This is a genomic window from Streptomyces maremycinicus (assembly GCF_001184025.1).
Classification (GTDB): domain Bacteria; phylum Actinomycetota; class Actinomycetes; order Streptomycetales; family Streptomycetaceae; genus Streptomyces; species Streptomyces maremycinicus.
In genome coordinates, this window is the sequence record NZ_BBYG01000015.1 from 234260 (window position 1) to 247763 (window position 13504).

Here is a 13504-nt window from a genome sequence, read left to right on the forward strand (position 1 = left end):
CCTCATCCGGCGGCGGGCGGGCGGGCGGAGAGCCGTGGCGCCGTGTAGAGGTGCTCGCCGACCCGCTTGACCAGCCGTGCCATCTCGTACGCCACGAGGCCGATGTCGGCGGTCACGGCGGTGAGGAGGGCCAGGCAGGATCCGTCGCCCGCGGCGGCCACGAACAGGAAGCCTTCGTCCATCTCCACCATGGTCTGGCGCACTCCACCGGCGCCGAAGTGGCGGCCCGCGCCCTTGGCGAGGCTGTGGAAGCCGGAGGCGACGGCGGCGAGGTGCTCGGCGTCCTCCCTTCTCAGGTCGGTCGAGGCACCGACGGCGAGTCCGTCGTTGGACAGCACCACGGCGTGCCGTACCTCGCTCACGCGCATCACCAAGTCGTCCAGCAGCCAGTCGAGTTCGCCGGACCGCTGGGCGGACCTGGGGCTCGGGTCCTGGATCATCTGGGGTCTCCTTCGCTGCTGTCGCCGCCCGCTTCGGGTTCTGGGACGGTTCCGTGGCCGGGCTGCCTGCCGCCGCCGCGCGCCCAGCCCTCCCGGTAGGCGGACATGCGGTTCCGTATGAGCTCGGGGGTGCGCTCCTCGTCGCCGCGCGGGCCGGGCGGCCGGGCCGGTTCCTCGGCGAGCGGCCTGCGCAGCTGGGGGGCGAGGCTGGCCTGCCGTACCCGGCGCGGGAGGTCGTCGGATCCTTCGGCGTCGTCCGGGGGGCGGTGCAGGCGCAAGGCGGTGACTCCGGGGGGCGGCGGTTCGGCGGCCGCCGGCTCGGCGGCCGCCCGTACGGGGGCGGCGCGTACCGGGGCCACCAGCGCGGGGCGGTCGGCGGAGGCGGGGACGGCTTCCTGCCGCCGGTCGGCGCTGTGCCGGTCCTCCGCGGCGGACACGCGCGCGTACACGCGTTCCTCGGGCCGCTGCCCGGTGTCCGGCACCTCCTGGGCGGAACGTTCCGGCTTGCCGCTGTGCAGCAGCGCCGTCGGCAGCAGGACCACCGCGGTGGTGCCGCCGTAGGGCGAGGTCCGCAGGTGGACCTTGATGCCGTGGCGTGCGGCGAGCCGGCTGACCACGAACAGGCCGAGCCGGTCGCTGTCGAACAGGTCGAGCGTCTCCGACTGCGCGATGCGCCGGTTGGCCTCGGTGAAGGTCTCCTTGCCCATCCCCAGGCCACGGTCCTCGACCTCGACGGCGTAGCCGTTGCCCACGGGTTCGCCGGTGACCCGCACACGCGTGTGCGGGGGCGAGAACTGGGCGGCGTTCTCGACGAGTTCGGCGAGCAGGTGGGTCAGGTCTGCTACGGCGGTGCCGATGACGGCTGCCTGAGGGAGCTGCCGTACTTCCACGCGCGCGTAGTCCTCGACCTCGGAGACGGCGGCACGGACGACGTCGGTCAGGGAGACCGGCATCCGCCAGGCCCGGCCGGGTGCCGCCCCGGAGAGGATGATCAGGCTCTCCGCGTGGCGCCGCATGCGGGTGGTGAGGTGGTCGAGCCGGAAGAGGTCGCTCAGCTCGTTCGGATCGTCGGAGCGGCGCTCCATGCTGTCCAGGAGGCTCAGCTGACGGTGGACGAGGATCTGGCTGCGGCGGGCGAGGTTGACGAACACCCCGGAGATGCCGCTGGCGAGTTCGGCGCGTTCCATGGCGGCCCGCAGTGCCGCGCGGTGCACGGTGCCCAGGGCCTGGGCGACCTGGCCGGTCTCGTCCTCCGAGGGGGGTCCCGGCGGCGCTTCGGCCCGGATGTCGATCTCCTCCCCCGCGCGCAGTTTCCGCATGGCCTCCGGGAGTTTGCGCCGGGCGATCTCCAGGGCGCTGTTGCGCAGGCTGACCAGTTCCACGACGAGTCCGCGGCCGATGCGCACGGAGATGACGAGGGAGGCGACGACGGCCGCGAGACCCAGCAGGACGGCGGCTCCGGCCGAGGTGAGCATTCCTCGGCCGAACGGGTCGGCGCGGTCGGCGACCCCGCGTCCGGCGTCCGCCTCGATCGTCCGCATGCCGTTCTGCACGCGCGCGTGGGCCTTGTCCCAGACGCTCGCGGGGGCGGCGGCGATCGCCTTCGTGCCCGGCCCCTGGGCGAGGGCCTTGTCCTCGGCGGCGTACAGGGCCGCGTAGGCGCTGCCGGCGGCGAGACGCTGCCAGGCGGTGCGTTCTGACCCGCGCAGGTCCGCGACGGCCGCCTGCGTCAGGGCGCGGCGGGTGTCCACGGCGCCGGTGAACAGCCGGAGGCGTTCCCCTTCGAGGCGTCCGGCGAGGCGCGCGCCGTCGAGCACGACGCCCTCCTGGGCCAGCGCCTCTCCCGCGCGGGAGAACTCGAGCAGCACCCGCGCGTCCGAGCCGAGTTCGGCGTCCTGCACTCCGGAGAGGGCGCCGCCGACCGAGAAGGCCGCCGAGATCGTGCTCGTGTAGCGGCCGTACGTCTCCTCCCAGCCGGCGCTGCCGTCGAGGACGGCGGTCCGCAGCGAGGAGAGCTCCTCCGCCCCGGAGACGAACGCCTCGAGCCGCTGGGCCACTCCCGCGGGCAGTTCCTGGGCGTCGGCGACCGTGCTGTCGTCGCCGAGCCGCAGCCGGCCGACCGCCTGGTCCGTGCGTTCCGCGAGCGCCTTCAGCTCACCGCCCTGCCCTGCGGCGGGCTCGGTCGCGTAGCGTACGGCGGCCGCCCGCTCGGTCTGGAGGGCGGCCACCGCGGTGGCCACGGGGGCGCGCACCTGGGAGTCGACGCGCTGCAATTGGCGCAGCCCGGAGACGTCCTGTGCGGTGGTGACCGTGGCGTACGCCCACAGGGCGAGCAGGGAGACGACCGGCACCATCAGCAGGCAGACGATCTTGGCGCGTACGGTGCGCGGCCTGAGGTGCCAGCGCTCCGCGCGCGCGGGTATCGCGTCCGGGGACGGGTCGTCCTGGTCGTTCCGCTCGTCCGGGCCCTCGTCGGCGGGAGGTCCGGCGTGGGCGCGGCGCCCGCGGGTGGGGGGCGGCGCGTCGGCGCCTGCCGTGGGGGTCCTACGGGGTGTACGCATGGCCTCCTCGCTCGGAAGGGGTTCGGGGGCGGGCCGGTCGCGTCAGACGGGCCGGGCCTGTTGTCGGACGTTGAGGGTGTCCCCCGGCCGCTGGGCCGAGGCGGACGCCTCGCGCTCTCCGGTGGTGGGCGACAGCGCGACGAAGGCCGAGGTCAGGAAGAGATAGGAGCCGAGGCCGACGGCGAGGGGGAAGATGAACTGCATCGCCGTGGCCCCGGGCAGTGCCTCGCCGGACGGTGTGACGTGGACGCTCACCGCGAACATCGCGGTGTAGTGCATGCTGCTCACGGCCGCGCCCATGACGAGGGAGGCGAGGGTGACCGCGATCGGCGACCTGATGTTGAGCGCCGCCCAGAGGGCCGCGGTCGCCGCGACGACGGCGATCACGACGGACAGTGCGACACGTACGGGGTCGTAGGTCACGTCGGCGTGCAGCCGGACGGCGGCCATCCCCAGGTAGTGCATGCTGGCCACCCCCAGCCCCGTGGTGAGGCCGCCGATCAGCAACGCGCGCGTGCGGTCACGGCTGTAGCCGACGGCGAAGACGCCGGCGCAGACGACGACCATGGCGACGAGAAGGCTCAGCACGGTCAGCGGAACGTCGTAGCGGATGTCGGTGCCGCTGACGGCGAAGCCGAGCATGGCCACGAAGTGCATGGTCCAGATTCCGGTGCCGATCGCCGAGGCGGCGGTGATCAGCCAGTTGCGGCGCGAGCGTCCGGTGGCGCCGAGCGCGCGCATCGTGCAGCGCAGTCCGAGGGCGGCGCCGACGCAGGCCATCACGTACGACAGCGCGGGGGTCAGCCAGCCGAAGGCGGCGTGGTCCAGGTGTCCCATGGCCACGGGACGCTAGTGGGGGCACAGGAGCACAAAGGGGGCGCATTTCGAAAGGTGTTGAAATGTGGCGCAGTAGTGCGTCGGAACGATCGGGTCACGCTCGAACGTGTGCACCGAGGCGTCGTCCGTGTCAGTGAGGGATCATGCGGAGCATGAGCGACGACCACACACACGTTCAGGAGTTCTTCGGCGCACGGGCCGCGCACTGGGACAGCCGCTTCCCGGACGACGGTCCCGCCTACGCCGCCGCGGTCGGCGAACTCGGCCTGCGCCGGGGAGACCGCGTACTGGACGCGGGCTGCGGCACCGGGAGGGCCCTGACGCCGCTGCGTGCGGCCGTGGGCCCGTCGGGAGTGGTCGTCGGGGCGGATCTGACCCCGGCCATGCTGACGGCCGCCGTACGGGCCGGCCGCGACCGCGCCGGGCGACTGCTGCTCGCCGACGTCACCGCGCTTCCCCTGCGCTCCGCATCGCTCGACGCCGTGTTCGCGGCGGGCCTCGTCGCCCATCTGCCCCGGCCGCAGGAGAACCTGCGGGAACTGGCACGGGTGGTGCGCTCCGGCGGCACGCTGGCGCTGTTCCACCCGATCGGCAGGGCAGCACTCGCGGCCCGTCAGGGACGGCAACTCACCCCGGAGGACCTGCGCGCGGAACCCAATCTGCGCCCGTTGCTGGCCGGTTCGGGCTGGCGGATGACGTCGTACGCCGACGAGGACGACCGCTTCCTGGCCCTCGCCGTCCGGGAGAACTGAGGGCTCACGCCTCGCCTGACGACCGCCCTCCCAGCGCACTAACGCGCCGGCGCCGGTGCGTGTCTTCTGGCGAGGGCGACCGGCCGCTGCGGGCGGAGGATCGGGCGGAAACGTTTCGGAACGGTGTGCGGACCGTCGCGCGGGCCACGTCCGGGCCGAACTCGCCCGGCCGCGCGACACGCTCACCTCACTCGGTGGCCGACCCTCCCGTGTGCCGGACGGGGCAGCCGCCGACGCCGGGCACCGGGCGGGTGCCCAGCTCCTCCAGCCGGAAGCCGTTCGGGTACCCCTTGATCTCCCGGTTCTGTCGCGCGTGGTGGGGTGCGCGACGGGGCGGCAGCAGCCGTACCGCGCGTCCACGCGCGCGTACCGCCGCCCGCACCAGCACCCGGGTCGCGCGGCCCGGCGGGGTGTAGCGGAACGCCGTCAGCAGGTGGTCGTCCAGCAGGGCGAGGGTGGCTCTGCGCAGCAGGGGCGCCAGCGGCCCCGGGTACCAGGAGGCCATCAGGGCGAGGGTCGCGTCCGAGACCCGCCGCGCCCCCTCGTCCCAGGCGAAGTGAGCCTTTTCGTAGGCGTCGAGACAGGCCTCGAACTCCTCATAGGTCCCGGGGATGTCCTTGATGCCCATGCGCTCGCCCAGGGTGCGGTAGTGCACGGTGCAGGCGACGATCTCGTGGCGCGACAGCCTGCGCCATCCATAGGCGTCGATCCATCGCTTCGGCATCACGACGAAGGTGCAGAGCACGTACCGCATGTCGTCGTCGCTGATGTCGTAGGAGCGGTGCATCCGGTTGATGCGCCGGACGGCCGTCCGGCCCTGCTCGCTGTCGAAACCGTGCTCGACGACGGCGTCGAGCAGGAGCGAGGTGTCGTCGTAGCGTTTCTGGGCGCGGTCCGTGAGCTCCGCCGTCTCGGCGAGCAGACGCCCGATGCTCGGTATGGCGTAGGTGCGGTAGAGGGCCAGTTCCAGTGCGCGCGTGACGTCCCAGGGGAACTCGTACGCCGCGGTGAGTCGGTAGATCTCGAACGCGTCCTCGTACGGGTCCATCCGCAGGATCTGCCGCAGCCGCTCGTAGCGCTTCACCGCACTGCCCCCTTCTGCCGCCGGAACTCCAACTCTAGGTTGAACAGAAGGAGATGAACGATCGGTCGGGGCAACCACGCCGGGGGAAGGCGGTCGGCATGTTCGACAGGATCAACAAGGCCTACGGAACGCTCCGCGACGCGGTGCGCGCGCGGTCGCGCCCGGGTGGGGAGGGTCGTTCCGAGAAGGAGTCCCGGGGCGGCACGAAGCGCACGCACAATCTGTTCGAGGCGGCCGCCGCCTACGTGTCGGCGTGCGCGGAGGACGATCAGGAGGGGATCGACGAGGCGGCGGGCTGGGTGTCGCCGGAGGCGCTGTCCTTCGGGGTCAACGAACTGGCCTGTCGCGCGGTCATCGCGCTCGCCCGGGAGCGCGACGAGTCGCCCCGTACCGTGGCTCGTGCGCTCCTCGGGCTGCCGTCGGCGTGACCCGTCCGGCCTCCGCGGGCGGTCGATTCGCCCCGTCCGACCGGAAAGCCGCAGCTCCGGGTATGTCGGGGAGTCGTGACAAGGGCCTTCCCGCCGCACTAGGGTGCGCGCCGTTGGACAAACCTATGGGGAGGCTGGGATGGCTGGGACGGACGAGGACGCCGTCGCCGCCGCGGACGACGCGCTCTATGTGCTCACGGCGGTGCTGCTGACGCCGGCGAAGTTCCCGAGCGCGTTGGGCGACGACTACCCGGAGGCCTGTGCGGCGCTCGGCCTCCCGCCGCTCGCCGACGGGTACGGGCTGGTGCTGGGCCAGGACGGCGAGGGCGCGCGGTGGACGGTCGTCATCGACGACGTGTCGCTGGTGGCCGTCGCCATCGCGTCGTGGGACTGCGGCATGGAGTACGACCTGTCGCCCGGCGAGCGGACGGTCGTCGCCGCACTGCCCGGCTGGCCGCTGGCGGTCGCCGTCGCGGCTCCCGGGGTGCCCGCGCCGCACGATCCCGCCGCCGAGATCACGGACGGCCCCGCGCTGTCACCGCCGGACACGACCACCTGGGGTCCGGCCCAGCGGCGGCTGGGGGCCGACGAGATCGCGCTCCAGTGGGCCCTGTGGCGCGAGCAGATCGACGACGCGGACTTCGCCCGGCCCCCGGAGGGCAACGCCGCGGACTCCGACTCCGACGCCGACGAAGGAGCACGGGGCGACGGGTCCGGCGCGCCCGACCGGGCCGCCGCAGCCGACGAGGCCGACCGGCACCGGGGTGGGGCGGGTACGGCGAAGGGCCACAGCGGCATCCGACGCGTCCTGGCAGAGGTACGCGCCTATGTGGACGCCCCGCCTCCGCTCGGTCGCGTCCGCTCGTCGTTCGCCCCCGGTGACGCCCGCACCCTGCGCGCCGACGGTCCCGGCTGGTCGCTGGTGGCCAGGACCGACGACATCGCGTTCGTCCTGCTCGACGAAGAGCCCGGCGAGGTGCTGCCGGTCGGCCGCGGACCGGAACTGCCCGGACTCCTCGAAGCGCTCGACAAGATGGCCGTACGACCGCTCTGAGGGTGCCCCGGCCGCCAAGTGACCGGGGCGAGGCCCACACCGCGGGCGCCGACGCTCGGCCGGGACGGGAAGGCGGGGACCGCGACGCGGTCCCCGCCGCTCAGCGCCCGAGCTCCTTGCGCGTGACACGGCGCAGCCTGCGCCGCTGAGCGGGATCCAGGGTGAGGTAGGCCGCCGCCGGAACCCCCAGCACGATCAGCAGGGCCGCCCACCAGGGCAGCCAGATCAACAACAGCAGTCCGACCGCCACACCCCCCGCGGCGATCTTCGCGTTTCTCGCCATCTGCGTCGCCTCCTTCGCGGCCACTGCCGCTCTCTGCCATGAAAACGGCTCCCCGCCGCCCGCGGTTCCGAGCCTGACCCTGAGACACCCCTGAGGTACAGCCCCGAGACACCCCTGAGAACCCCCGCCCGAGGTCGGCGTCCCGGATCCGGGCCCTTCCAGGTGCGCGTTTCCCGCTCGGGTGCTGTACCCTCGGCGACCCCACCTCGGGTAGTCAAGTTTGAGGAGTAGTTTCATCGCCGTGCAGAGGGTTCCCGTGGACACACCGCTCGAAATCTTCGAACCGGCACATTGCGCGGCCGTGTTCGTGCCCGGCTCCCCCGCCCGGACCGGCCGCGTCGCCTTCTGGCGACCCGACGACGACGCGCTTCCCGCCCTGACCGGCCGCCGCCAGGGAGAGGATCTGGTGGAGGACCTTTCCGTCGTGCGGCCCACCGGCACCGGTGTGGCACTCGTGCGCGTTCCCGCCGTCCTGCTCGCGGTGGAGGACGCCCTTCCCCTGCTGACACGCGCGCGTGCCGTGTCGGACCCGCACCGGGCGACCGCGTTCTGGGGTGCGGCCGCTCTGCTGGCCCTGCGGTGTGTCGCGCGCGGTCTGCTGCTGCCCGGGCTGTCACCGGAGGACCACGACGCCTGGCGGATCGGTCCGCTCGCGCCGGAGGACGTCGAGCGGGTACGCCGACTCGCCGCCTCGATGCCGCCGGAAGCCCACGCCGTACCCGTGGACGCACAGGCGCCGCTGCGCCTGCCCGATCCCGAACGACTGCTGCGCGCCTTCCTGGACGCCGTGGCGGACACGCTGCCCCGTACGCCTGCCGCGCCGCTCCTGACCGGAGGCCCGGCCTACGCGGCGCCGCGGCCCCAGCACCTGCCGGAGCTGCGCGCGTGGGCGGCCGACATCGCCGCGGGCCACGACGCCGGCGTACGGATCTCGCTGCGGATCGAGGTCTCGGGGCTCGACCTGCCCGAGATCGACCTGGCCGAGATCGGCCGGCCCGGCGCGGAGGGGCCCACGGACGTCAGGCATACGGCTGACGGGCCCACGGGAGACGGTCGGACGGCGGACGGGCCCACGGCGGGCGGAGAGGGAACGGACGACCACGGGGCCGACCGGGTGGCGCCCAGGTTCCGGGTCGTACCGCAGGTCCACAGTGTGAGTGATCCCGCGCTCGTCGCGGACGCCGCCGACGTCTGGGCCGACTCCGGGGTCACGCGCGGGGCGTTCGGCCCCCGCGCGCGGATGGACACCCTGCTCGCCCTGCGCCGTGCGGCCCGTGTCTGGACCGCCCTGACACCCCTGCTGTCGGCCACCGTGCCGGACGCCGTCGAACTCCTCGACGAGGAGGTCGCCGAGCTGCTGGGCGAGGGTTCGCGCGCGCTGGCGGGCGCCGGGATCGAGGTGCACTGGCCGAGGGAGCTGGCCCGCACCCTGACCGCCCGCGCGGTCGTGGGGCCCCCGGAGGACGAAGGCGGGTCCGGCCGGCTCGGTGCGGACACCCCGTCCTTCCTGTCGGCGGACTCGCTCCTGACGTTCACCTGGTGGTTCGGGCTGGGCGACCAGCAGCTGACGCGCGAGGAACTGGACCGGCTGGCGGAGGCCGGCCGCCCCCTGGTGCGGCTGCGCGACCAGTGGGTCCTGATCGACCCGCGGGAACTGCGCCGTGCCCGCGCACAGCAGGACCGCAGGATGACGCCCGTGGACGCGCTGGGCGCGGCGCTGACGGGCTCGACGGAGGTGGACGGCCGCCGGGTCGACGTACGGCCCACGGGGTGGCTGGCGGCCCTGCGGGAGCGGCTCACCCACCCCGAGGCGCGGGAGCCCATGGAGCAGCCCGCGGCTCTCGACGCCACGCTGCGCGACTACCAGCGGCGCGGGCTGGACTGGCTGGCCCGGACCACCGCCCTGGGGCTGGGGTGCTGTCTCGCGGACGACATGGGGCTCGGCAAGACCGTCACGCTGATCGCCCTGCATCTGCACCGGCAGACGGACCCCTCGGCGGCGGGTCCCACCCTCGTCGTCTGTCCGACGTCCCTGATGGGCAACTGGCAGCGCGAGATCGAGAGGTTCGCGCCGGGCACGCCTGTCCGCCGCTTCCACGGGACACGCCGCGACCTGGAGACCCTCGCCGACGGTGAGTTCGTCCTCACCACCTACGGCACCCTGCGCCTGGACACCGCGCGGCTGCGTGAGGTGCCGTGGGGTCTCGTCGTGGCGGACGAGGCGCAGCACGTGAAGAACCCGTACTCGGCGACCGCGCGGGCGCTGCGCACCCTCGACGCACGCGCGCGTGTGGCGCTCACGGGCACTCCGGTGGAGAACAACCTGTCGGAGCTGTGGGCGATCCTGGACTGGACGACCCCCGGCCTGCTGGGCCGGCTCGGCGCCTTCCGTACCCGGTACGCGCGAGCCGTCGAGAGCGGCGGGGACCCGGCCGCGGCGGAGCGGCTCGGCCGGCTCGTGGGACCGTTCCTGCTGCGCCGCCGCAAGTCGGACCCGGGGATCGCCCCCGAGCTGCCGCCCAAGACCGAGACCGATCGGCCCGTGGCCCTCACGCGGGAGCAGACCGGCCTGTACGAGGCCGTGGTGCGCGAGACGCTCGCGGCGATCGCCGAGGCCGACGACATGGCGCGCCGGGGGCTGATCGTGAAGCTCCTGACGGGCCTCAAGCAGATCTGCAACCATCCCGCGCAGTACCTCAGGGAGGAGCGGCCGACGACCGCCGGGCGCTCCGGGAAACTCGAGCTCCTGGACGAGTTGCTCGACACCCTCCTCGCCGAGGGGGCGAGTGTGCTGGTCTTCACCCAGTACGTGCGCCTGGCCCGGCTCCTCGAACAGCACCTCGCGGCGCGGGGCGTGCCCGCCCTGTTCCTGCACGGCGGTACGCCTGTTCCCGTGCGCGAGGACATGGTCCGGCGCTTCCAGGACGGTGAGGTCCCCGTGTTCCTGCTGTCGCTCAGGGCGGCGGGCACGGGCCTCAACCTCACGCGCGCGGAGCACGTCGTGCACTACGACCGCTGGTGGAACCCGGCCGTCGAGGCGCAGGCCACCGACCGGGCGTACCGCATCGGCCAGACCCGGCCCGTGCAGGTGCACCGGCTGATCGCCGAGGGCACGATCGAGGACCGCATCGCCGACATGCTGCGCCGCAAGCAGGATCTCGCGGACGCCGTTCTCGGGGCCGGTGAGGCGGCGCTCACGGAACTGACGGACGCCGAGCTGGCCGAGCTGGTGGAACTGCGGGGGGATGCGCGATGAACGGGCACGACGGCGTCGAGGAGCGGACCTTCGCCGCGCTGCCTCCCGCGCGCGGGAGGGCGTTCGCTCAGACATGGTGGGGACGGGCCTGGCTGGCCGCCCTGGAGGACGGCGCGCTGGACGGGGAGCAGGTGCGCACGGGCCGTCGGCTCGCGCGCGCGGGCGCAGTGGGCGCGGTGTCGGTGCGGCCGGGGCGCATCACTGCCGTCGTCCAGGATCGCGATCACACGCGCCACCGGGCGGACGTGCTGCTCGACAGGCTCTCGGACGACCGGTGGGACCGTCTCCTGGACCTCGTGGTGGAGCGGGCGGGGTATGTCGCCGCGCTGCTCGACCGGGAGATGCCGTACCGACTGGTCGAGGACGCCGAGTCGGCCGGCGTCGACCTGCTGCCGGGGCTAGGCGATCTCGAGGCGCGGTGCGACTGCGGGGCGTGGGACCACTGCGGTCACACGGCGGCGGTCTGCTACCAGCTGGCGAGGCTGCTCGACCAGGATCCGTTCATCCTCCTGCTGCTGCGGGGACGTGCCGAACACAGCCTGCTGGACGACCTCCAGGCGCGCGGCCGCGCCGCTCGGTCCGCCGTGGAGCCGCCGCGGGCCGACGGCGTGGACGCGGCGGAGGCGTACGCGACCGGGGACATCCTGCCGCCGCTGCCCGCCGTGCCCGGCCTGCCGCCGGAGCCGGGTGTGCCGCCCTCACTGGACACGGACGCACCGGCGCCGGCCGGGGTCGACCCCGCGGCGCTGGAGTCGCTGGCCGCCCGGACGGCCGTCGCGGCGCACCTGCTGCTCGCCGAGGCGCTCCGCGAGGGGACGGAACGGCGGTCGCCGGCCGCCCCGCTGACCGTGGGTCAGGACGCGGTGCGGCTGGCCGAGGGTGTTCTCGGCGAGGCCGGTGCGGCGGACCGACCCGGCGAGGCCGCGGTGGGCCGTCTCGCCGCCGCGTCGGGGCGCGACCGGGCGGAACTGGCCGCTGCCGTCCGGGCCTGGCGGCACGGCGGTGCGGCCGCCCTGTCCGTGCTGGAGGAGGAGTGGGCCGTGGAGGGTGCGGCGCTCGCACGCGCGCGTGCCGCGCTGGAGTCGGCCTGGGAGGAGGACGAGCGGCCGATGCTGCGGGCGCGGGGCAACCGGTGGACGGTCGTGGGAACGCCCTGCCAGTTGCGACTCGGCCGGGACGGCGCATGGTGGCCGTATCGGGAGGAGGGCGGCCGCTGGATGCCGGCCGGGGAGCCGGCGCGCGACCCGGCGACGGCCCTGGTGATGGCCCGGACCGACGCGGAGTAAGCGCTCTCCCCGTCCCGGGCCCCCGCGGTGGCACCTGGGCCGCCGGTCCGACGGGCGGCCGACGCCCGGTGTTCACCCGGAGGTCGTGCGGCGTTCGGCGCGTGCCCCAACTCTTGCCGCTGTCACCGAACTTGTCACATCTTCTCCTCAGGAGGCCGAATGTCCCCGCACGCCACCGGTCGGCGCCGCGTCCACCGTTCCGTCGCGGCGGGCGTACCGCTCGCCGTGCTGGCCGCGCTCGCCACCGCCGGGCCGGCCACCGCGGGCACCCCGGACCGGGCGGCGCACGTCACGCGGACCGCGACGCTCGGCGACATCCCGCTCGGGACCTTCAGCGACACGCTGCTGCCCGGCACGGTGGCCGACGACCGGGGCGTGGACCTCGGCGGCATCGGCAGCGACATCTATCCGACGGGCCGCAAGGACGAGTTCTGGACGGTGACCGACCGCGGGCCGAACGGGCAGATCAAGGTGGACGGCACCAAGCGCCGTACGTTCGCCGTGCCCGGGTTCGACCCGGCGATCGTGCGGATCCGGGTGTCCGGGGACACCGTGAAGGTGCTCCAGGCGATCCCGGTCACCACGACGTCGGGCAAGCCCGTGACGGGTCTGTCGAACCAGGCGGGGCGCGACGAGGCGCCGTACTCCTACGACGCGCGGACGCCGTTGTCGTTCAACCCGAACGGGCTGGACACCGAGGGCATCGTGCGGGCGGCGGACGGGAGTTTCTGGCTCGTCGACGAGTACGGGCCCTCGCTGGTGCACGTCTCAGCGCGCGGGCGGGTGCTGACGCGCTACGTGCCCGAGGGGCTGAAGCTCACGGGAACGGACTACCCCGTGGTGGAGGCGCTGCCGGCGGTCCTGCTGCACCGGAAGATCAACCGCGGTTTCGAGGGTCTTGCGCAGCTCCCGGGCGGTGACCTCGTGCTGGCGGTGCAGAGCCCGCTGTCGATCCCGGACACGGACGCGGGAGAGGGTTCGCGGACCGCGCGGCTGCTGCGTTTCTCGCCGAAGAAGAAGGCCGTCACCGCCGAGTACGCCTACCGCTTCGACCCGGTGGACGTGGTCGACCCGAGCGAGGACGACACCTCCGAGCTCAAGATCTCCTCGGTGGTCGCCGTGGGCGGTGACCGGCTGCTCGTGGAGGAGCGCACCGACAAGGCCGCGCGGCTGCACCTGGTGCGGCTGAGCCGGTCGGCGAACATCCTGGGCAGCCGCTGGGACGACGACACGACCTCCCCGTCGCTGGAGCAGCTGGAAGACCCCGCCGCCTCGGGGGTGCCGGTGCTGGCGAAGCGGCTCGCCGTCGACCTCGGCACGGTCGCCGGGGTGCCCGGGAAGATCGAGGGTGTCGCCCTCGTGGACCACTCCACGCTGGCCCTCGTCAACGACAACGACTTCGGGATGACGGACGGCACCGGCGCGTTCGACGCGCAGGGCCGGCTCGTCGACAGCGGTATCGAGACGAAGGTCGTCTATGTGCGGCTGCCGCGGGGCGTGTGAGCGACGCAACCTCGGCACGC

Annotated in this window: 11 protein-coding genes; 6 read left to right on the forward strand and 5 right to left on the reverse strand. The window is 73.9% G+C overall.

Annotated elements, in window-relative coordinates; translation table 11 throughout:
- Nucleotides 1–2 precede the first annotated feature (2 nt).
- From AOQ37_RS21825 to AOQ37_RS21835, 3 genes are read right to left on the reverse strand one after another with little or no spacing between them, the layout of a single operon-like run.
- Complete coding sequence (locus AOQ37_RS21825) at nt 3–440, reverse strand: roadblock/LC7 domain-containing protein (RefSeq protein ID WP_062646280.1); 438 nt, start codon at nt 438–440, stop codon at nt 3–5.
- Nucleotides 437–3001, reverse strand: a complete 2565-nt coding sequence (locus AOQ37_RS21830; RefSeq protein ID WP_062646281.1) for a sensor histidine kinase — start codon at nt 2999–3001, stop codon at nt 437–439. The genes AOQ37_RS21825 and AOQ37_RS21830 overlap by 4 nt, the downstream gene beginning before the upstream one ends.
- Before the next feature lie 42 nt (nt 3002–3043).
- Nucleotides 3044–3838 carry an MHYT domain-containing protein gene (locus tag AOQ37_RS21835; RefSeq protein ID WP_062646282.1) on the reverse strand — a complete coding sequence of 265 codons (795 nt, stop codon included), beginning with the start codon at nt 3836–3838 and terminating at the stop codon, nt 3044–3046.
- 152 nt (nt 3839–3990) lie between these two features.
- Between AOQ37_RS21835 and AOQ37_RS21840 the strand changes: the two genes are divergently transcribed.
- Entirely contained in the window at nt 3991–4590 is a 600-nt protein-coding gene (locus AOQ37_RS21840; protein WP_062646283.1) for a class I SAM-dependent methyltransferase, read from the forward strand.
- Nucleotides 4591–4777: 187 nt separating this feature from the next.
- On the opposite strand, the gene AOQ37_RS21845 is transcribed toward AOQ37_RS21840, so the two are convergent.
- Entirely contained in the window at nt 4778–5674 is an 897-nt protein-coding gene (locus AOQ37_RS21845; protein ID WP_062646284.1) for an oxygenase MpaB family protein, read from the reverse strand.
- 98 nt (nt 5675–5772) lie between these two features.
- Between AOQ37_RS21845 and AOQ37_RS21850 the strand changes: the two genes are divergently transcribed.
- Both AOQ37_RS21850 and AOQ37_RS21855 read left to right on the forward strand, forming a co-directional pair.
- On the forward strand, nt 5773–6102 hold the full coding sequence (locus AOQ37_RS21850) for a hypothetical protein (protein ID WP_062646285.1): 330 nt from the start codon (nt 5773–5775) through the stop codon (nt 6100–6102).
- Between the two features lie 139 nt (nt 6103–6241).
- Nucleotides 6242–7156, forward strand: a complete 915-nt coding sequence (locus AOQ37_RS21855) for a hypothetical protein (protein WP_062646286.1) — start codon at nt 6242–6244, stop codon at nt 7154–7156.
- A gap of 100 nt (nt 7157–7256) precedes the next feature.
- Here AOQ37_RS21855 and AOQ37_RS21860 read toward each other — a convergent pair whose 3' ends face one another.
- Nucleotides 7257–7439 (reverse strand): tail-anchor membrane protein, encoded by a 183-nt coding sequence (locus AOQ37_RS21860; RefSeq protein ID WP_062646287.1) that lies wholly within the window; start codon nt 7437–7439, stop codon nt 7257–7259.
- A 241-nt stretch (nt 7440–7680) separates the two neighbouring features.
- Between AOQ37_RS21860 and AOQ37_RS21865 the strand changes: the two genes are divergently transcribed.
- From AOQ37_RS21865 to AOQ37_RS21875, 3 genes are all read left to right on the forward strand, one after another.
- Nucleotides 7681–10695: an SCO1167/SCO6262 family helicase gene (locus AOQ37_RS21865; RefSeq protein WP_062646288.1), complete on the forward strand. Its 3015-nt coding sequence runs from the start codon at nt 7681–7683 to the stop codon at nt 10693–10695.
- Nucleotides 10692–11981 (forward strand): SWIM zinc finger family protein, encoded by a 1290-nt coding sequence (locus AOQ37_RS21870; protein WP_062646289.1) that lies wholly within the window; start codon nt 10692–10694, stop codon nt 11979–11981. The genes AOQ37_RS21865 and AOQ37_RS21870 overlap by 4 nt, the downstream gene beginning before the upstream one ends.
- 159 nt (nt 11982–12140) lie before the next feature.
- Nucleotides 12141–13484: an esterase-like activity of phytase family protein gene (locus AOQ37_RS21875; RefSeq protein ID WP_062646290.1), complete on the forward strand. Its 1344-nt coding sequence runs from the start codon at nt 12141–12143 to the stop codon at nt 13482–13484.
- Nucleotides 13485–13504 lie beyond the last annotated feature (20 nt).